This window comes from Streptomyces mesophilus (assembly GCF_040300965.1).
Taxonomy (GTDB): domain Bacteria; phylum Actinomycetota; class Actinomycetes; order Streptomycetales; family Streptomycetaceae; genus Streptomyces; species Streptomyces mesophilus_A.
The window spans coordinates 1-18,101 of sequence record NZ_JBEPEW010000153.1; the positions used below are offsets into that span (position 1 = coordinate 1).

Annotated in this window: 22 protein-coding genes and 1 riboswitch; of the genes, 7 read left to right on the plus strand and 15 right to left on the minus strand. The window is 69.6% G+C overall.

Features of this window, described 5'->3' with window-relative positions:
• On the minus strand, positions 1-552 hold a 552-nt coding region (locus ABT367_RS34465), incomplete at its 3' end, for an AfsR/SARP family transcriptional regulator (RefSeq protein ID WP_352257223.1).
• Between the two features lie 281 nt (positions 553-833).
• A riboswitch (cyclic di-AMP (ydaO/yuaA leader) is annotated at positions 834-995 on the plus strand.
• Between the two features lie 6 nt (positions 996-1,001).
• On the opposite strand from ABT367_RS34465, the gene ABT367_RS34470 reads away from it, so the two are divergent.
• Positions 1,002-2,168, plus strand: coding sequence for a C40 family peptidase (locus ABT367_RS34470; protein ID WP_352257224.1), 1,167 nt, complete (start codon positions 1,002-1,004; stop codon positions 2,166-2,168).
• Between the two features lie 27 nt (positions 2,169-2,195).
• Here ABT367_RS34470 and ABT367_RS34475 read toward each other — a convergent pair whose 3' ends face one another.
• Positions 2,196-2,549, minus strand: coding sequence for a hypothetical protein (locus ABT367_RS34475; RefSeq protein WP_352257225.1), 354 nt, complete (start codon positions 2,547-2,549; stop codon positions 2,196-2,198).
• Between the two features lie 348 nt (positions 2,550-2,897).
• Between ABT367_RS34475 and ABT367_RS34480 the strand changes: the two genes are divergently transcribed.
• Positions 2,898-3,947 carry a C40 family peptidase gene (locus ABT367_RS34480; RefSeq protein WP_352257226.1) on the plus strand — a complete coding sequence of 350 codons (1,050 nt, stop codon included), beginning with the start codon at positions 2,898-2,900 and terminating at the stop codon, positions 3,945-3,947.
• Between the two features lie 100 nt (positions 3,948-4,047).
• Here ABT367_RS34480 and ABT367_RS34485 read toward each other — a convergent pair whose 3' ends face one another.
• The 8 genes from ABT367_RS34485 to ABT367_RS34520 form a co-directional block, all read right to left on the minus strand.
• Positions 4,048-4,428, minus strand: a complete 381-nt coding sequence (locus tag ABT367_RS34485) for a DoxX family protein (protein WP_352257227.1) — start codon at positions 4,426-4,428, stop codon at positions 4,048-4,050.
• 77 nt (positions 4,429-4,505) lie between these two features.
• A complete protein-coding gene (locus tag ABT367_RS34490) occupies positions 4,506-5,033 on the minus strand; it encodes a hypothetical protein (RefSeq protein WP_352257228.1) in 528 nt (175 codons plus the stop codon).
• Between the two features lie 51 nt (positions 5,034-5,084).
• Positions 5,085-5,774 carry a contact-dependent growth inhibition system immunity protein gene (locus tag ABT367_RS34495; RefSeq protein ID WP_352257229.1) on the minus strand — a complete coding sequence of 230 codons (690 nt, stop codon included), beginning with the start codon at positions 5,772-5,774 and terminating at the stop codon, positions 5,085-5,087.
• Positions 5,775-5,789: 15 nt separating this feature from the next.
• The gene (locus ABT367_RS34500; protein WP_352257230.1) at positions 5,790-6,089 is read right to left on the minus strand and encodes an RNase A-like domain-containing protein; all 300 of its coding nucleotides are present in this window, start codon (positions 6,087-6,089) and stop codon (positions 5,790-5,792) included.
• Between the two features lie 25 nt (positions 6,090-6,114).
• Positions 6,115-6,699 carry a hypothetical protein gene (locus ABT367_RS34505; RefSeq protein ID WP_352257231.1) on the minus strand — a complete coding sequence of 195 codons (585 nt, stop codon included), beginning with the start codon at positions 6,697-6,699 and terminating at the stop codon, positions 6,115-6,117.
• 8 nt (positions 6,700-6,707) lie between these two features.
• Positions 6,708-8,411: an RNase A-like domain-containing protein gene (locus tag ABT367_RS34510; RefSeq protein WP_352257232.1), complete on the minus strand. Its 1,704-nt coding sequence runs from the start codon at positions 8,409-8,411 to the stop codon at positions 6,708-6,710.
• Entirely contained in the window at positions 8,411-8,713 is a 303-nt protein-coding gene (locus ABT367_RS34515; RefSeq protein ID WP_352257233.1) for a WXG100 family type VII secretion target, read from the minus strand. The genes ABT367_RS34510 and ABT367_RS34515 overlap by 1 nt, the downstream gene beginning before the upstream one ends.
• A gap of 24 nt (positions 8,714-8,737) precedes the next feature.
• A complete protein-coding gene (locus ABT367_RS34520) occupies positions 8,738-9,142 on the minus strand; it encodes a WXG100 family type VII secretion target (protein WP_352257234.1) in 405 nt (134 codons plus the stop codon).
• A gap of 195 nt (positions 9,143-9,337) precedes the next feature.
• Between ABT367_RS34520 and ABT367_RS34525 the strand changes: the two genes are divergently transcribed.
• The 3 genes from ABT367_RS34525 (at position 9,338) to ABT367_RS34535 (ending at position 11,364) form a co-directional block, all read left to right on the plus strand.
• Positions 9,338-9,952: a hypothetical protein gene (locus ABT367_RS34525; protein ID WP_352257235.1), complete on the plus strand. Its 615-nt coding sequence runs from the start codon at positions 9,338-9,340 to the stop codon at positions 9,950-9,952.
• A 33-nt stretch (positions 9,953-9,985) separates the two neighbouring features.
• Positions 9,986-10,351 (plus strand): PH domain-containing protein, encoded by a 366-nt coding sequence (locus tag ABT367_RS34530; RefSeq protein WP_352257236.1) that lies wholly within the window; start codon positions 9,986-9,988, stop codon positions 10,349-10,351.
• Between the two features lie 722 nt (positions 10,352-11,073).
• Positions 11,074-11,364 (plus strand): hypothetical protein, encoded by a 291-nt coding sequence (locus ABT367_RS34535; RefSeq protein ID WP_352257237.1) that lies wholly within the window; start codon positions 11,074-11,076, stop codon positions 11,362-11,364.
• Between the two features lie 97 nt (positions 11,365-11,461).
• Here the strand turns inward: ABT367_RS34535 and ABT367_RS34540 are convergent, their stop codons facing one another.
• Together ABT367_RS34540 and ABT367_RS34545 are read right to left on the minus strand one after the other, a co-directional pair.
• On the minus strand, positions 11,462-12,172 hold the full coding sequence (locus tag ABT367_RS34540; RefSeq protein WP_199550651.1) for a LuxR C-terminal-related transcriptional regulator: 711 nt from the start codon (positions 12,170-12,172) through the stop codon (positions 11,462-11,464).
• 5 nt (positions 12,173-12,177) lie between these two features.
• Positions 12,178-13,455 (minus strand): ATP-binding protein, encoded by a 1,278-nt coding sequence (locus ABT367_RS34545; protein WP_352257238.1) that lies wholly within the window; start codon positions 13,453-13,455, stop codon positions 12,178-12,180.
• A gap of 312 nt (positions 13,456-13,767) precedes the next feature.
• Here ABT367_RS34545 and ABT367_RS34550 point away from each other — a divergent pair, with 312 nt between their 5' ends.
• A complete protein-coding gene (locus tag ABT367_RS34550) occupies positions 13,768-15,126 on the plus strand; it encodes a PspC domain-containing protein (protein WP_352257239.1) in 1,359 nt (452 codons plus the stop codon).
• The gene (locus ABT367_RS34555) at positions 15,113-15,388 is read left to right on the plus strand and encodes a hypothetical protein (protein WP_352257240.1); all 276 of its coding nucleotides are present in this window, start codon (positions 15,113-15,115) and stop codon (positions 15,386-15,388) included. Before ABT367_RS34550 ends, ABT367_RS34555 begins: the two co-directional genes overlap by 14 nt.
• Here ABT367_RS34555 and ABT367_RS34560 read toward each other — a convergent pair.
• The 3 genes from ABT367_RS34560 to ABT367_RS34570 all read right to left on the minus strand — a co-directional run.
• A complete protein-coding gene (locus tag ABT367_RS34560) occupies positions 15,378-16,163 on the minus strand; it encodes an alpha/beta fold hydrolase (protein WP_352257241.1) in 786 nt (261 codons plus the stop codon). The two genes, ABT367_RS34555 and ABT367_RS34560, sit on opposite strands and share 11 nt — an antisense overlap.
• A 135-nt stretch (positions 16,164-16,298) precedes the next feature.
• Entirely contained in the window at positions 16,299-16,820 is a 522-nt protein-coding gene (locus ABT367_RS34565) for a DoxX family protein (RefSeq protein WP_352257242.1), read from the minus strand.
• A 206-nt stretch (positions 16,821-17,026) separates the two neighbouring features.
• The coding region (locus tag ABT367_RS34570; RefSeq protein WP_352257243.1) for a hypothetical protein at positions 17,027-18,101 on the minus strand (1,075 nt) is incomplete at its 5' end.

Sequence of the window (18,101 nt, forward strand, 5' to 3'; positions counted from 1 at the left end):
CGCGCGCAGCACGGCAGCGGCCCGCGCGTGCTCGCCGAGCCGTGTGTACTCGGCGGCCAGCAGTTCCACGGAGGCGAGCCGCAGTTCCTCGAGGGCGTGCGCGGCGGCCTGCAGCGGCGGGCTCGGGTGCGCTCCGGTCAGGGCGGGCCCCTGCCACAGCGAAAGGGCCTCCTGGTACATCGCCACGGCGTCGGCCGGAGTGCGCTGGCCGCGGGCCAGCGCCACCAGCTCCTCGAAGCGGTGGGCGTCCAGGAGGCTCTCCGGCATGCGCAGCACGTACGCCGTGCCCTGTGTGAGCAGTTCGACCCCGTACACGTCCGCTTCCACCCCCGCGAACAGGGCCCGCAGCCGGGACACATGGCCCTGGATCACGCTCCGGGCCCGCGTCGGCGGCTCGTGGTCCCACAGCGCGGCCGTCAACTGGTCCACGGGGACCGGGTGGTTGGGCCGCAGCAGCAGCGCGGCGAGCAGGCTGCGCCGCTTGGCGGGGCCGAGTGGCAGTTCACCGGTCTCGGTGGCGACGGAAACCGCTCCGAGCAGCCGGAACTCCACTTACGCAACTCCTTGTGGGGAAAGCGTCAGATTACCGGAGGGTTTGCAGGAGGAACCGCTGGAGGCATCGGGGAGGCATGGCGTCACAGGCCAAGACGCCTCGGCAAAACTCCTGTTGTGGTGACAAGCGAAGACATAGTGGACGGTGGCGCCGGCGCGGAGTCATCAAGGTCACGAAAATGTATCGGGCATATCGCACATCAACCTTCACAGCAGCCACACGAGTTGGCTAGCGTGCTTCCGGGCCGCTCGTACCCCCGCCGGCGACCATCGCCGGGACCGCGTGGCCTGCGCTGAGTCCGGGGCGCCGCAGAGGCGATCCGGAGCCGGGGACCCACCCAACACCTGGGGTGAATCGGGACGCCCCCAACGTCCCGTAGGGCAGACCTTCCATACCGCCCGAACCCGACAGCTAACCCGGTAGGCGCCAACTGGAAGGAGCGCCGGTCTTGGCGTCGCACCGCAAGCCGCGGACCAGTCGAATACGTACCTCGCATGCCGTCGGGATCACCTCGGCCGCGCTGACCTCCGTGGCGCTGCTGGCGCAGACCGCGAACGCCGCGCCCGCCGAGCCCGACAAGCCCTCCCTCGAGGAGGTGCAGAAGAAAGTCGACGATCTCTACCGCGAGGCCGGCACCGCCACCCAGAAGTACAACCTGGCCAAGGAGAAGTCCGACCAGCAGCGCGACAAGCTGAACGACCTCCAGGACGAGGTCGCCCAGCGCACCGAGAAGGTGAACGACGCCCGGCGCGAGCTCGGCCAGATCGCGGCCGCGCAGTACCGCAACGGAACCTCATCCGACACCGCGGTACTTCTCCTTTCGGACAACCCCGACGACTACTTCGCGCAGCGCCAGCTGATGGGGCGGCTCTCCGGCCAGCAGCAGAAGGCCGTCGAGGACTTCAAGTCGCTCCAGACGCAGGCGAACGACAAGCGGGACGAGGCCACCGACTCCCTCGCGCAGCTCTCCGAGTCCGAGAGCGACCTCAAGACCAGCAAGCAGGACGTGCAGAAGAAGCTGGGCGAGGCGCGCGAGCTGCTCTCCAAGCTGACGGAGGAGGAGAAGCAGCGCCTCGCCGAGCTGGAGCGCAAGCGGGAGGCCGAGGCCAAGCGCAAGGCCGAGGAGCTGGCCCGTAAGCAGGCCGCCGAGGAAGAGGCCAAGCGCAAGGCGGCGGCCGAGGCGGCCGCCAAGGAAGAGGCCGCACAGGAGGAGGCCGCCGAGGAGCCGGCCGATCCGCCCGCCGCCGACTCCGGTGACGCCTACGCGGCCAAGGCCGAGAAGGTGATCGCGTTCGCGGAGACCCAGATCGGCAAGCCGTACGTATGGGGAGCGGCAGGCCCCGACTCGTACGACTGCTCCGGCCTCACGCAGAAGGCCTGGGCGCAGGCGGGGATCTCACTGCCGCGCACCACCTGGGACCAGGTGAAGGTCGGCACGACGGTGAGCGTCGACAACGCCAAGCCCGGTGACCTGGTGTTCTTCTACGACGACATCAGCCATGTGGGCATCTACATCGGCAACGGCGAGATGATCCACGCGCCGAAGCCGGGCGCCAACGTGCGGGTCGAGTCGATCTACTACATGCCGATCCACAGCGTCGTACGCCCGGCGTAGCGGGTCATCGGGTCCGGAGGGCGCGACTTACGTCCACAGGGTCGCGATGAAGATGTTCGCGGTGGTCAGGGCACCGACCGCCGCGAACATCGGCTTGTCGACCTTCTCCTCGTCACGCTTCACATAGACGAGACCGAGGATCACGATCAGGACGGCGAGCTTCACACCGATCTTGATGTTGTTCACGGTCTGGTCGTCGGCCTGGTTGAGGCCGACCAGGGCCACGCCCGTGACCAGCATGGTGAGCGCGCCGTGCAGCATCGCCGGGGTGAAGCGCGCGGCGCCTTCACCCATCGCCTTCATCTGCGTGAGGAAACCGCCGAGCAGCGAGGCGATGCCGATGATGTGCAGCGCGACGAACACGTTGATGAGTACGTCCATGGCCCGGAGCCTAGAGGGTGCGCGAACGCCTCCTGTGTCCGGGGCCGTAGCACATCACCCGCTCGTGAACCGGCGCTTCGGGCGTATCGGTCAGCTCTCCGAGTCTCTCTGGCACGCAGCATCTCGCGCGCGGTCAGATGCGGTCAGCATCCCGGCACACGAGGCCACTTCCGCACTTTCCGTCACCACCCCGTGACGGAGAGGTTTAGCGTCCTTGCCCAGTGACCGGCTCCCCACCGCCGCCCGAGCAGGATCCGGACGGCAGTCGGTCACTACCGCCGAGAGGTCCGGCGGCGACCCGCTCCCCCTGTGCGGGCCGCCGCCGGACGCGTAAGGAAGTGTCTGAGGTTGGCCGCGCATCGCAAGCCCAAACCGCGTTCGCTCACCGGCTCGATCACCGGCAATACGGCACGGACCGCACTGACCCTGGCTCTGGCCGGCGCCGCGTCCACGACCCTCTTCGAGGGTTCGGGACAGGCGGAGCCCCGGCTCACCCCGGCCCAGGTGAAGGCGAAGGTCGACAAGCTCTACCACGAGGCGGAGGTCGCCACCGAGAAGTACAACGGGGCGCGGGAGAAGGCCCACAAGGCCCGCGGCGCGATCAACGAGCTGCAGGACGAGGCCGCCCGCAAGAGCGACAAGCTGAACGAGGCGCGTACGGCGCTCGGTCATGCGGCCACCGAGCAGTACCGTTCCGGCGGGATCGACCCCACGATGCAGCTGGCCCTCGCATCCGATCCGCAGGAGTTCCTCGACAGTGCCTCGCTCGCCGCGCAGACGGCGGGCCGACAGGCCTCGGCCATCGAGGGTGTACGGGACGACCTGCGCGAGATCGAGCAGCTGCGCAGCGAGGCGGCCCGGCGGCTCGACGAACTGCGGGAGCACCAGGCGACGTTGAAGCAGCGCAAGGCCGAGATCAACGGCAAGCTGGACAAGGCCCGCGAGCTGCTCGCCACGCTCTCCCCCGCCCAGCAGGCCTCCTACGCCGACGGCGCATCCGGCGAGCGCGCCTCGCGCGAGATGCCGCGCGGTTCGCTCAAGGCTCCCAACGCCCGTGCCGCACAAGCCGTTTCCTTCGCGTACGGCGCACTGGGCAGCCCCTACGTGTGGGGGGCCTCGGGCCCGAGCGCCTTCGACTGCTCGGGCCTGACACAGGCGGCGTACCGCTCGGCGGGCGTCTCACTCCCCCGTACGACCTATACGCAGATCAACGCGGGCCAGCGGGTCTCACGCTCCGAACTCGCCCCGGGCGACCTGGTGTTCTTCTACTCGGGCATCAGCCACGTGGGTCTGTACGTGGGCGGTGGACAGATGATCCACGCGCCGAACCCGTCCGCGCCGGTGCGGCTGGCACCGGTGGACTCCATGCCGTTCGCGGGGGCTACGCGGGTGACGTGACGCCGCGGGGTGCGGTGCGGGTTGGGGCCGGCGGGGGCCGCCGGCCTCAGAACCCCCGTCGGCCTCACAACGCCCGCCGGCCTCACAACGCCCGCCGGCCTCAGAAGGCCTCCGGCCCGAAGCGCCCCCAGGCCACGAAGGCGGCGAGGGCGAGGTACACGAGGTCGACGGCCACGAGCTTGAACTCCTTGCGCCTGAACCGCACGACGGCGGCCCCCGTCATCAGCACCATGATCCCGACAGCCGCGACGGGCACGAGTACGGGCGCGATATCGGTCACGGCGGGCAGGACCAGCCCGACCGCGGCAAGCACCTCGACGGCTCCGATGCCTTTGACGCCCGCCTCACTGAAGTCCTCGGTCCAGTGGGCGCTGGGACCGAAGGCGTGGATCCGTTCCTTGGCGAGGACCACCTTGCCGGCACCACCGAAGAAGTAGGCGGCGGCGAGCAGGGCGGTGACGATCCAGAGGGCGGTGTGCATGATCTCTCCTGCGTTCGCGATGCGTTGTCGCGTACGGGACGAGAGAGCCATTCGGTCTGTGACACGGAACGCGGCGTTCACAGCTCCGTGAACGTCCAGAAGACACCGACCTCGTCGTGAGACACCGCCACCAGCCCACAGTCGATGTCGAGTTCGCCGAGGCAGTCGAGGGAGCCCTGCGGACTCATCGGGTTGCGGTCGACCCCGACGTAATGGTCGTCGAAGTTCGTGTAGAACGCGGCATCGAGACCGAAGCGCTCCAGCACACAATGGGCCTCGCACAGGAGCTCGTCCTTGCGCGACTCGATATCGGGGATGTTGCCTGCCTCGAACCACACATCGAGCAGGGAGACGAGCCGCCACGCAGCGGGGACCGGCTCCACGGGGTGCAGGTACAGGCGCAGCTCGTCGGCCTTGTACGGCACGAAGGGGTACGTCGGCCGGGCTCCGCTCGGCCGCGCCGCCGGAGGCCAGAGATCCACGCCCGGCCAGCGGCGGGGGTCTACGACCTCCCTGGCCATGACGGCGGCCACGTCCTGTGCCCAGTCCTCCCGCCGTCGCGGGCCCACAGATACGAAGTCGCAGGCACCGAGGACTGCCCGCACGGCGCTCTCCCACCGGGCCCGGGAGGGACCGCGGTCCGGTTCCACCACGACTCAGTCGCCCTGCGGAGGCGGACCGTAGTCGGCCCGGGGCTCACCGAGTTGCTGTGCGACCAGCGCCAGCCAGCCGCTCGGGCTGTACGGCTGCGGCGGATCGACCTCCATCCCCAACTCCGCTACGGCGAGGGCGTAGTCGGATTCGTCGAGGTCGAGCGTGAGAAGTTCGCGCAGTTCGCCTGCCAGGCGGGCGACCACGTGCCGGTCGGTGGCGTCGGTGTAGTCGCGTACCGCCGCGTCATGGTCCGGGAACTCGTCCGGCATGTCCTGGGAGAACCAGCCGCCGAGGAACTGGCCGAGTTCGGGGAAGCGGGCGCGCCATTCCCAGTGGGTGCGGGGCACGGAGGTCGGTGGGACCGAACCGGTTTCGATGCTCACCTTGATGTGGTCGGCGATCGTGAACAGCCAGTCCTGGATGGCCGATTCGGGCAGACCCACGTCGGGGACGGGGTAGAACTCGCCGAGGCTCAGGCGCAGGCGGCCCGGGGGGTTGCGGGCATACTCGCGGATCTGCTGCTCCGCGGTGGCCAGGGCCCAGGGGCGGGTGTGCCAGGTGTGGCGGAGGTACGCCTGGAGGGCCTCGCTCGGCTTGTCCGGCTCGTCGTCGGCGGGCATGCCGAGGTACGCGCTGATCACCTGGTCCAACTCGCCGTAGCGGCGGTCGAATTCGAGGGGCTTCATGGGCATGGGTCGCTCGGGCCTCTACAGGTAGATCGGGACGGTGGTGGCCACGACGAAGCCGTGCGGGCTGCCCGGCTCGCGCCTCAGCACGACACGGGCGGCACGGACGTCCACGGGGTCGCGGCCGGCCAGCATCATCGCCTGGAGCAGGACGCGGCCCACGGGCTCGTCACGGGAGGGCCATGCTGCCTCGATGGTGAGGCGGGGACGGGTGCCCTGGGCGAGCCAGCGGTGGATGGCCTGTTCGTTGCGGGTGACGACCTGCTGGGTGGCCCAGTGGGCGGTTTCGCGGTCGGGGTAGGTGGCGGATCTGGTCAGCATGCGGCTTTCCGGTTCGGCTCGGGGGTCAGGTGTTCTGGAAGTTCCAGAACACGGCGACCTCGTCGTCATTCACGGCGATCAGACCGGCGTCCCAGTCGTATCCGCTGAAGGGGTTCCACCCCCGGCTGGGCTGTCGATAGAAGTCGGGGCGATCAGGCTTCCATTCGAGGTTCGTATAGAAGCGGGTGCTGTCGGGAAATCGCGACAGAATCACAGCCGCTCGCCGCTCCCGCTCCTGCCTGTGCTCCTCCCACCCCGGTGTCTTGGTGAGGTCCGCCCTGATTCCGACGCCGAGCAGGACGAGCAGTGGCGTTACGGCCCTTCGCGGGAGTTCCCACACCAATGACCGGTAGCGCTCCACATCCGCAACGGTGGAGGGCGTCTCCAGCCACGGGTACAGCGGGTCCCCCAGACGCTCTTCCTCGCCCTCGAAGGGATCGATGGATTCCCAGCCGCGCGGGTCCCGGGTCTCGAGACGCATGACCGCCCCGGCGTCGAGCCACCATTCGTCGTGCCCCCGCGGAGCGACGGCGACGAACGTGGAGAGCCATTCGTACAGCTTGAGCGCGTCCGACCAGGTCCGATTGTCGAGCCCGTCTTCCTGCATCATGTGCTCCATCACTCAGGCGCCGAGGTGTAGACGACGAACGGCGGGTCGAGGTCGGGGTCGTATTTGAGCTTGGTGGTCACCCCGTGCGCCTCCCTGGCGGGCTGGATCACGCCGGTCGTGTCGTCGACCGCCACGGTGGTTCCCGTCACGGCATTCCCCGCGAGCGGGCCCTGCCCGGTCACTTCGGACACCGTAAAGGACTTGGTCGGCGGGTTGGGCGGCGGATTCTTCAGCCAGTCCTGAATCTCGGTGGTGTTCTCGCGAATGTTGTACTGCGTGTATTTCTGCGCTGATTCCAGGTCGGCGAAGGACGACGCATTGAGGATGTTGAACTTGCCGTTCGCGCGCTGCTCGTCCTTGATCCGCTGCACGAGCTGCTCATCTGTCTTGCCCACATGCTTGTCGACGGTGTGGGCGCCGTTCAGCCCCTCGTTCGATGCCAGGTCCAGCGAGTACATGTACGGGAAGGGGCTCTCCCCGCCGATCTGCCACCGGTGTTCCTTCTTGAACTCGTTGAGCGAGCGGGCACCGAAGCTGTGGGCGCGGGCGATCTCGGCCTGGTAGGTCGGGGCACTCGTGATCGCGATCTCGAGCTCCGGGAGCAGGGCCTTGATCTGGCCCGCGGCCTCGGTGAACTCCCGGTGGTACTCCTCGACGACCCTGTCGCACCCTTGCTTGTCCATATGGGACCGGAACGAGAGCACGATCCGCCCGACGATCCCGCCCACCGCCAGTTTCGTCAGGTTCGAGAAGCTCAACTCGGTGAGCTCCGAAGCCGTGGCCTTCGCCGCGTTGATGCCCGCCTGGCTCGTGAACGCGGTGGTCTTGTCGCCGACGTCGCAGAGATGCTCGAGGATCTTCGCGATCTCGTCCGCTGTCTTCTTCAGTACGTCGACGATGGGACGCCTCTTGTCCGGCGTGACGTCCTTGCTGGTACGCCACTGGCGTCCCGTCTGGCTCCGTGCTCCCGTCTCGTCCAGCTGCCGGCCCCAAGCCGTGGTGCCCCAGATCGTCTGACCGAAGGTCCGCATGGCCGCCTGCCACTCGCCCCGGTCCCTGGGGTTGGTGATCCCGGCGATGGCGGCGTTGCACTCGTCGGAGGCCTTGTCGGCGTCGGAGCCGGCCTTCCGCCACGCCTTGGCCATGTCCCGGACTTCGTCCTCCTTGATGCCCGGGGTGATCTCGTGCACCTTGCCGAGACGCAGGCCCTTCTCGATGGCGGGCCGGATGAGATCGGCAAGGAGGTCGGGGAACTCACCGATCACTCCGGAGATCCACCAGGAGTCGACGTCCTCCCCGGTGCCCGACCATTTGACGGGGTTGACCGGCCCGTAGCGGGCCTTGGTGATGACCACCGGCTCCGGCCTGCGGGACGGCTGTGTGCCTTTGCGTCCTGCGGCCTCCCATTCGGCCAGCACGTAGTGGTTGGCGGTGTGGTTCAGGCCCACGGACGCCCCGCCGACGCTGACCACACTGCGCGCCCACGCCTCGAGGAACTTCGCGAGCACCTCCTGGTAGGCGTCCGCGAACGCGTCCGCGCCACGGCCGGTGCCCGCGGACTGGTTGTACTTGTTCAGTACGTCGACGAGCGCGAACGCCCGGTCGGAATGGGCGAATTGGGCGTCCTTCACCAGATCGGAAGCATGGTGGACGTGCACCGGCTGGACGTCGAAGCCCCCGTTCGCCGCAGGAGAGGGAGGTGGTGTGGCCATCAAGCGGCCCCCCAGCCCCGCAGCACGGCCTGATGCGCCGCCGCATAGTTGATGTGCCCGTTGGTGACGACGTCCTGCAGCCACCGCTGCGCCGCCCGCAGGTCGTCGGCGGAGTGGTCCCACTTGTCGAGCTCGTCGATGAAGACCTCGCGGGCCTCGCCCTCCCAGGTCAGGACGACCTTCTCGGCACGGCCGTACAGCAGATCCAGCTGCTCGTTGAGGTTCTTGAGGATGTCCTCAAGGTCGCCCGAAAGACGTTGCAGCGTCGCGAAGTCGACTGTTATGTGCTCGTCGTCCATCATGTCTCCCCGTTTCCCCCGCAGTGCCTAGAGATCCGACAGCCGGCTTTGCGGAGCGGCCGGCGGCTGAGTGTGGGGCGTCGACAGCTCGGCCGCCTCCGCCTGCACATCCGTCTGGGTCTGGATCTGGCGCAGGCGCTCCATGATGTCCAGGTCGCGTTCCGAGAACCCGTCGCGGCTCAGGCGTACGGCCTGCTCAAGTCGCTGGATCACCATCCGGATCCGTACCGCGTCCTCCGCCGCACCTCTGTGCAGATCCCGGTACGCCTTGGCCGCCGGCCCCTGCCAGCCCGCCTCGATGCTGTCGACGATCGCGTCCATGCGCTTGACCTGCTTGTCCAGGTAGGTCTGCATGTCGTCGAGGTCATCGGCGAGCTTGGTCAGCCGGTCGCCCGATGCGCGCAGACGTGGCTGTCCGCCTTCGCCGCTCATCACGTCCCCCGTGGTCGTTCAATGTCAATTCCGGGCCCCCGTCGGCCACTTCAGTCACACTAGCAACAGCGACCGACAGGACGATCAGTCGTTCGGAACGGTGTCCGCTGTGTATTCGATCACTGTCGCGCACCTCGTCCAGGCCACCGGGTAGCGTCGAGGGCCGACCACGCCCCCGACCCAGTAGCGGACGCCATGCCTCTCCCTCCTCCGCCCCCACCCGCCCACTTGGCCACCTGGCCGGACCGGGCCGCGCTGCTCGCCGACCGCTCCCGTGCACTGCAGGCGCTGCAGGGAGGTGGGCTGGGGCTCGGACGGCTGGTGCTGTTGTGGCTGACGGGGGTGCTCGCGTTGTTCGGCTGGGTGATGTTGTGCATGCCACTGCTGTGGCTGGGGTCGGGGGACGTGATGGGGTTCGTCCTGGGGCCGGTGTGCGCGCTGCTCGGACTAGCCGCCCTCGTACCGGCGGTGATCATCGTGGTGCGTGGGGCGCGCAACGATCGTCGCGTTCGCGAACTGAGCGAGGAATGGATCGAGTTGGACGAGGAACGGCAGTCCGTACGCGCGCTGCGGTCGCCCGGGCTCAGCCTCGCCTGGCTGCTGCTCTCGCTCGTGCCGTGTATCGGCGGACTGTGGATCTCGTTCGGCGGCACGCATGCGGCGAACAACCGCTATGAGGCGGTGCTCGCGCTCGGCGCCGGGACCCTGCTGTGGGTCACCGGGCTGCTCGGGGTCGCCAAGGCCAACGGTCACCGGCAATGGGTGCTCGGGATGCTGGGGAACTCACGTACGAGCCGGCCCGTTCACTGAACACCAGAAGGTGGACTACAGACGGGGACCCACGTGGCACTGTTCGGCAACGCCCACACCATCGACCCGGGCAAGGCAGCCCAGGAGTACGCACGCCTGCTCGGGCAGGGTGAACAGATCTACGGGGCCTACCAGTTGATACGGGACGCCATCCTGCTCACGGACCGGCGCATGATCCTGATCGACAAGCAGGGGCTCACCGGCAAGAAGGTCGAGTACCACTCGCTGCCGTATCGCAGCATCACGCACTTCGCCGTGGAGACGGCGGGGCACTTCGACCTGGACGCCGAGCTGAAGATCTGGGTTTCGGGCAGCGGGACGCCGATCCAGAAGACCTTCACGAAGGGGGTCAATATCTATGAGGTGCAGGCGATTCTGACGCAGTTCGTGGCGCGGTAGGGCGTCCGCCCCGTAGGCGGGCCCGCAGCCGGCCGGCGCTGAGGACGAGGTACGCGACCATCACCACTCCGAGGACGAGGTTCAGCCAGTCGTAGGTCCCGTTCCCGAGGAGGGCGGCCCAGGCCGCGAACCCCGCGACAGATCCGGCCACGACAAGCAGCACCAACCCGGTGACGTGCAGGGCTCGCGCGGCCCTGGGCCGTCGGGCCCTGAGCAGTTCGGCACCCGCTTCCAGAGCAATCACTGCGGGCAGGGCCTGGTACGGCTCCGGGCGCCCCGCCATGATCACGTCCACACAGTTGATCAGAACTCCGACCGAGCCAACGGCCAAGGCCCCCTGGGCCATACGACGGTTCATGAGTCCTCGTGTCGGCGACGGCTTGCTCTTTGCTGCGCCGGAACTCAGGCGTCGGAACTCAGTCGTCGGTGCGCGGCGTCGTCCGAGCGTACGCGACGAAGGCAGCCCCACGAGGCAGCCCTGGCTCGGCGGCGAGTACCACCGAAGGTCGAGCGCGACCCTGCAAGTTTTCAGGTGCTCCTTCAGAGCACAACCTGGCAGTGTGGCCGCTCCGGCCGGTGCCGCGCGATGATCGCGCGGTTGCGTGGTGCGTGTGGAGCCGGCCGGTGCGGGCCAGTCGGGGCCCGGCCAACGGAGGGGGAGTCGGATGCGTAGGCGTATAGCGACAGTACTGGGGGCGTCCACGGCCACGTTGATGTTGACGATGACGACCGCCACGGCGGACGACGTCATCCTCGACTACGGGAACCAGATCAAGTGGGCGCGGAGCTGCGGGTCGAACTACACGGGGTACGTCTACGACACATGGGCGTCGACCGGGAAGCGCGGCGACGGATGCGCCGGGCACGCCTGGCTCCGGGTGCTCGGAGACTCGTGGGGAGCCTGGCGTCACGACAACGGCCACATCATGCTCACCAGCCCGAACGGCAAGTTCCGCAAGGCCCAGCACAAGGGATGCGAGACCTGCACGGTCTACACGACCGAGGTCAAGTAGGAAGACAGGCAGGGCACTGAGGGGTCACACCCCGTGGAGGATGCGAGCGTACGGTGCCTGCCGCCGGCAGGCACCGTCACGTGCTGCCGAAGACGGCTCAGACCAGCCGCCGCGCCGTCGCCCACCGCGTCAGTTCGTGTCGGTTGGACAGCTGCAACTTGCGCAGTACGGCGGAGACATGGGACTCCACCGTCTTCACCGAGATGAAGAGCTGCTTCGCGATCTCCTTGTAGGCGTAACCGCGCGCGATCAGCCGCAGGACCTCGCGCTCTCGCTGCGTGAGACGGTCCAGGTCCTCGTCCACCGGCGGGGCGTCCGTGGACGCGAAGGCGTCGAGGACGAAGCCGGCCAGGCGCGGCGAGAAGACCGCGTCGCCGTCCTGGACGCGGAAGATGGAGTCCACCAGGTCGGTGCCGGTGATCGTCTTGGTGACATAGCCGCGGGCGCCGCCGCGGATCACGCCGATGACGTCCTCGGCCGCGTCCGAGACCGAAAGGGCCAGGAAACGGACCGGGTTCTCGGCCGCGGACATCAACGAGGCGCAGCGGCGCAGGACTTCGGCGCCGCCGCCGCCCGGCAGATGCACATCGAGGAGTACGACCTCGGGGCGCGTGGCCGTGATGACCGTGACCGCCTGGTCGACGTCGGCCGCCTCGCCGACCACCTCGACGCCCGTCACATCCGTACGGCCGATCTCGGCCTGGACCCCGGTGCGGAACATCCGGTGGTCGTCCACGAGGACGACGCGGACATGCCGAGCGCTGCCCTTGGTCTCGTCCGCGCCCAGGGTCTCCGGCTGCTCGTTCATGTCGCTCACGATTCCGCCCTCTCCATCTCCAGCTCGACCTCGGTGCCGCCGTCCGGCACCGCGCGCAGCCGCGCCGTACCGCCATGGCGCTGCATCCGGCCGATGATCGATTCCCGTACGCCCATCCGGTCCTGCGGCACGGAGTCCAGATCGAAGCCCGGTCCGCGGTCGCGGACCGAGACGAAGACCGTGCGGCCCTCGACCTCCGCGTAGACCTGGACGGCCCCGCCCTCGCCACCGTACTTGGCGGCGTTCACCATTGCTTCCCGCGCGGCCTGCATCTGTGCGGTCAGTTTCTCGTCAAGGGGGCAGTCGCCCACGACGACGACCTCGAGCGGCACTCCGTGTTTGTCCTCGACCTCGGCCGCCGCCATCTTCACCGCTTCGGCGAACGTCTCCGGCTCCTCGATCCGGCCGGTGCCCTCGGGCTTGTAGAGCCAGTTGCGCAGATCCCGCTCCTGAGCGCGGGCGAGGCGTCGTACCTCCGAGGAATTCTCCGCATTGCGCTGGATCAGGGTGAGGGTGTGCAGCACCGAGTCATGTACATGCGCGGCGACTTCGGCCCGCTCCTGCGCACGGATGCGCATCAGGCGCTCCTGGGAGAGGTCCTGCGTCATCCGTACGAGATAGGGGCCGGCGAGCAGCGCGATGCCGACGAACACGGCGAGCGCCGCCTGCAGCACCGAGCCCAGCTCACGCGCCGAGTTCTGCAGCACGAAGATGGCGGTCACGCCCGTGCCGACGAGGACGACACCGGCCAGGGTGCGGGCGATGTTCAGGGTGCGGCGCTTGCGGCCGACGGCCACCCAGCGGGCGCGGCGCGCATTGTCCGCCTGCCGCCACACCAGGGCGACACCCGCCGCGACCAGGAGCGTCGGCCAGAGGTACGCACGGGCCGGGCCGCCCATGTCGACGGTGCCGACGAAGACCATCGCGATCACGAGCATCGCGATGAAGGCGATGAACTGCCCCTTGTCGATCTTCCGCACGACCAGCTTGCGCCGTCCGTCGGGACCGACCTCGGTGGTCACGGTGTGCTGACGCTCGGAGGCGGTGACTCCGCCGACGCCGAGCGGCACGAAGAACCAGAAGGCGGCGTACAGGAGCGCGCCCAGACCGTTGGCCGTGAACAGGCCCACGAACATCAGCCGCACCCAGAAAACGGGCAGCCCGAGGTGTCCGGCGAGTCCGCGCGCGACTCCCCCGAGCCAGCGGCCTTCGCCACTGCGGTAGAGCTTGCGCAGCGGCTGCGGTTCCTGTGCGGGCGGTGCTGCGGCTGGCATGTGTTCGATCCTCACACGAGGGCGGGGGCCCCGGCATCAGGGTTCGGCCCCTAGACGTCCCTGATCCGTGCCCGCGCGGCGCCGTCCCGGATACGGTCGCGCCTTCCCGGATACGGTCGCGCCTTCCCGGATGCAGGCGTGCACCGCTCTCCCCTGATCCGTGCCCGCGCGGCTCTCCCGAATGGCGTCGTTCGACCGGGCCCAGACCTCCCCGTACTCCACCGCGCACCCCGCCCCGTACGGACAATCTCAGGGTCCGACCAGGGTCGCCCCGCCTGCCGCCGAAGGCCCCGAGACCCCACCATGGAACCCATGACGGATCAGCACGACACCCGGACCGCGGAGCCGGCCGACGCCGTGCCCGGCACCGGGACGACCGGCACCGCGGCGGCCGGCGCCGAGGCGGCCGCGGCCGAAGCGCAGCCACGGCTGCGCCGCGACCGGGAGCACAAGATGCTCGGCGGCGTCTGCGCGGGCCTCGGCCGGCACTGCGACATGGACCCGGTGATCTTCCGTATCGTCCTGGCGCTGCTCGGCGCCGTGGGCGGTATCGGCCTGATCTTCTACGGGTTCGCCTGGCTGCTCATCCCCGCCGACGGCGAGGACGAGAACGAGGCCCGCCGGATGCTGACCGGCCGCGTCGACGGGCCGGCCCTGACCGCGCTGCTCTTCGCCCTGGTCGGCTCCGGCGTGATGCTGTCGATGGTGAACAACGCGGGCGTGCTGACCTTCGCCTCCGTACTCGCCGTCCTGCTCGCGGGCGCCGGCTACTGGTCGAAGGAGCGCCGCAAGGACACCCCCTCGCCGGACCCGGTGGCCGCACAGGCCGCCGCCGACGCACCGCCCGAGACCCAGGCGCCGCCGGTCACCCGCGGCCCGTCGTGGTGGCGGGACCCGATCGTGAAGGACGGCACGCACGAAGGCGGTACGGGGTATCTGTGGGGGCCCGCCGAACTCGCCGGCGTGGAGCTCCCCGCCAAGGACCCCGCGGACCGGAGCACCCAGGTCCTCGCCCCGCGCCGCGGACCGCGCTGGATCGGCGGCTGGATCTTCCTGCTCACGCTGGCCGCCGGCATCACCGGCACCGCGGTCGCCCTCAACGAAATGGGCGCCAACCCGCCCCTCGGCACCGCCCTGACGGCGGGCCTGGCCTGCGCCCTCGCGGTGCTCGCGCTCGGCATCGCGGTCAGCTCCTTCTTCGGGCGTACGGGAGCGGGCTCGGTGCTTCTCGCGCTGATCATCGCCGGACTGCTCGCGGGCGCCTCGGCGCTTCCGAAGGAGATCACCACCAACTGGGTCCGTACGCAGTGGCAGCCCACCGCGGCCGCCGACGTGCGGCCGGCGTACGACATCGGCTCGGGCGAAGGCACGCTCGACCTCAGCAAGCTCGATCTGAAGAAGGACCAGACGGTCACCACCAGCTCCAAGATCGGCGCGGGCCGGATCAAGGTGATCGTCCCCTACGACGCGACGGTGAAGGCGGACGTACAGGTGGGCGTGGGCGACATCCAACTGCCCGAAGGGCATGCGAGGGGCGACATCGACGTCTCCCCCGACCAGCGGCGCTCGATCGTCCTGCGCCCGCCGGGCGACGCGAAGGACGGCGGCACGATCGACCTCACGCTCGATGTGGCGCTCGGCCAGGCGGAGGTGACCCGTGCAGCGAAGTGACGAACGGCGCCGGTGGCTGCACCCGTTCCAGCCGGGCCGCCTGGTCACGGGCCTCACGATGGGCGGGGTGGCCCTCGCCTACGGCGGGGACGCGGCCGGCTGGTGGGACACGGAGTGGTTCGCGGTGATCCCGATCGTGGTGCTCGGCCTGTTCCTCGCCTCGGTCACCGGGATCATCGCCTATGCCGTACGCAGGCGGCGCGGCGCCCGCGGGATCGCGCCCGCGGACGACCGCACCACGCAAAAGACACCTACCGGCTGAGGAACGGGCCCAGTACCGCGGCCAGTTCGGCCGGCGCGTCCAGCGCGACGAGGTGCGCGGCCGTCGGGAACTCGACCAGCTCGGCCCCCGGGATCTCGGCCGCGTACCGCCGGGCGATGTCCTGGAAGTCGCCAACATCGAGCTTGCCGACGCCCACCAGGGTGGGCACGGCGATGGCGGAGAGTTCACCGCCGACCGGGTCCTGCGAGTGCTCGCCCACGATGTCCTGGTTCTCGAGCGACGTCCGCAGCGGGCCGCGCAGTTGACCGGCGAGGCCTTCGGCGACGTCCGTCCAGCCGCGGGCCGGTCCGCGTACCCACATGTCCAGGTTCACCTCGACCGCCGCGTCCAGATCGCCCGCCTCCAGGGCAGCGGTCTCCGCCTCGTCGTACGCGATCATCTCGGCGCCCCAGCCGTACCCGCGCCACGGCGCGGACAGCACGGCGAGCGAGTGCACCCGGTCGGGGTGGGCGAGGACGAAGTCCAGGGCGACGCGGCCGCCCCAGGAGGCGCCCACGAGGCGGACCTTCTCGTGGCCGAGGTGGTCGAGGAGCCTGCGCAGATCGTCCGTCTCGCGGAACGGCCCGCTCGGCGGCGGGGACTGGCCGAAACCCCTCAGGTCGTACCGGATGACGGTGTGCCGCTCGGCGAGCGCGGGCACGACGGCGTCCCACATCCGGTGGTCGGCGATGCCGGCGTGCACGAGGACGACCGGGGTTCCGGTGCCCGCCACGTCGTAGGAGAGAGGGCCGAGTTCGTCGGCGAGTATGTGCATCCGAGGATGCTGACAGGCCCGCCGGTCGGAGGCCACCCCTTACTTCTCGCCGGTCATCGGGAGCCTCATCTGGAGCCCTCTGCAACGCACCCGCCCAAGGCCGCCCCTCCACATCTCACCGGCCGAGACCACCCGCTACATCCCGCGCCGCCGCTGCCTCAGCCAGGCGTCCACCGACCAGTACGAGGCCCCAGCCAGGATCAGCGGCAGCCAGGCCATCAGATACGGAAGGTCGTTGCCCATGTAGTAGGGCGTGGCCGACCAGCTCATCGTGAACCACAGGCTGAGCGAGAGCAGCGCGCCGCCGAGCGCGGCGATCCTCGCGAACAGGCCGATCAACGTGCCGATGCCCACGGCCAGTTCACCGAACGCGATGGCATAGCCGAAGCCGACGGGCGAGTTGGCCGCCAGGTCGAGCATCTTGGGGATCGCCACGTCGCCGCTCTGCTGCAGGAAGCGGATCTGGTCGCCGATCGACTCGTTGCCCGAATCCTTCAGGAAGGTCGAGCTGGTGAGCTTGTCGAGGCCCGCGTAGACGAACGTGACGCCCAGGAAGATCCGCAGCGGCAGCAGGGCGTAGCGCGAGGCGGTGTCGCGCCAGTCCCCCCGGCCACCGCCCGGGTCCGTGTACGTACCGGTCCGCATGGTGTGCGCCATCGCCGCCGCCTCTCGGTTGACCACTCAACGAAATGCCGTCACCAGACCATACGTACGACAGCTGCGAGCGGCTCACCAGTGGGCGCGACGCGTTGGCAATCCAACCGAGACCTCGGCCGGATCGAAACCGAGGGCGAGTCGGTCACTTCGGTCCGGAACGAAACCGAGGGCCAGTCGGTCACTTCGATCCGGATCGAACCCGAAGGTCAGTCGGTCACGTCGATGACGCAGCGGTTCGTCTCGGCCCCCGCCGCCGTGACCACCTGCACCTCGACCCGCCCCGGCTCCACATCGGCCGGTACGGGCACGGTGAGCACGGCATCGGTCGGGTTGGTGAAGCCGCCGGGCACCGGGACCAGCGGGACATGGACGTGGACGGGCCCGATCCGCACCACCATCCGGGCGAGCCGGTCGGGGTTCTGCGCGCCGGGCGGCACGAAGCCGGCGCCGCGGATCTCGATGTCGTCGCCGGTACGGATGGGTGCGTCGAGGTCGCCGGCCTCCCGGGCCCGTACCACCGAATGGATCACCGGCCGCCCGCCCTCGGCGTACTTCCCGGCGAGATACGTGGCGGTCGACAGGAGCACGAGCAGGGCGAGGCCCCAGGGCAGATCGGGCAGCCGGCCCGGGTCGCGGGCGAGGCTGACGGCGGCGAAGAGCAGGGCGGCCGCGTTGATCACCGCGTACTGGGCGTCGGCGAAGTCGCCGCGCCCGGCGTCGTCGGTGACGAGATCTCCGGCGCGCGGACGGTCGGCCCGGACCTTCTGCAGCTCCTGCCCGGCGACGCGGACGGCGACGGTGCGACGGACAAGGACGGCGACCAGGCAGACGACGCCGGTCACCGTCAACAGGGCGCTGCTGCGCCCGGGTTCGAGGCCGGCGAGCAGGGTGTCACGCGCGCGCGGTGTGGCGGCGAAGGCGAGTTCCCAGCCGAGGAAGAGGACGGAGTACGCCGCGAGCAGCACCCAGGCGCCGGCCACGCCGCGTGAGGTGGAGAGACGGTTGTCCTCGCCGATCACGGGCGCCAGGACGCCGCCGCGTGCGCGGTGCCGGTGCGCGACGGCGGTGAGCAGCGCGGCGACGACGAGGGCGGTGAGCATGCCCGCCGTACGCGCGGTCGTCCAGCCGGCGCCGATCGCGGTCAGCGCCTGCAGCAGAAGCAGCGCGCCGGCCGGGCACCAGACCGCCAACAGCGTGCGCCGCCACAGAAGGTCGAGCCAGGCCGCGCTCTCGGCGCGGCTGCGTTCGGCCACCGCCACCGCGGACTGGGTCAGTTCGTCC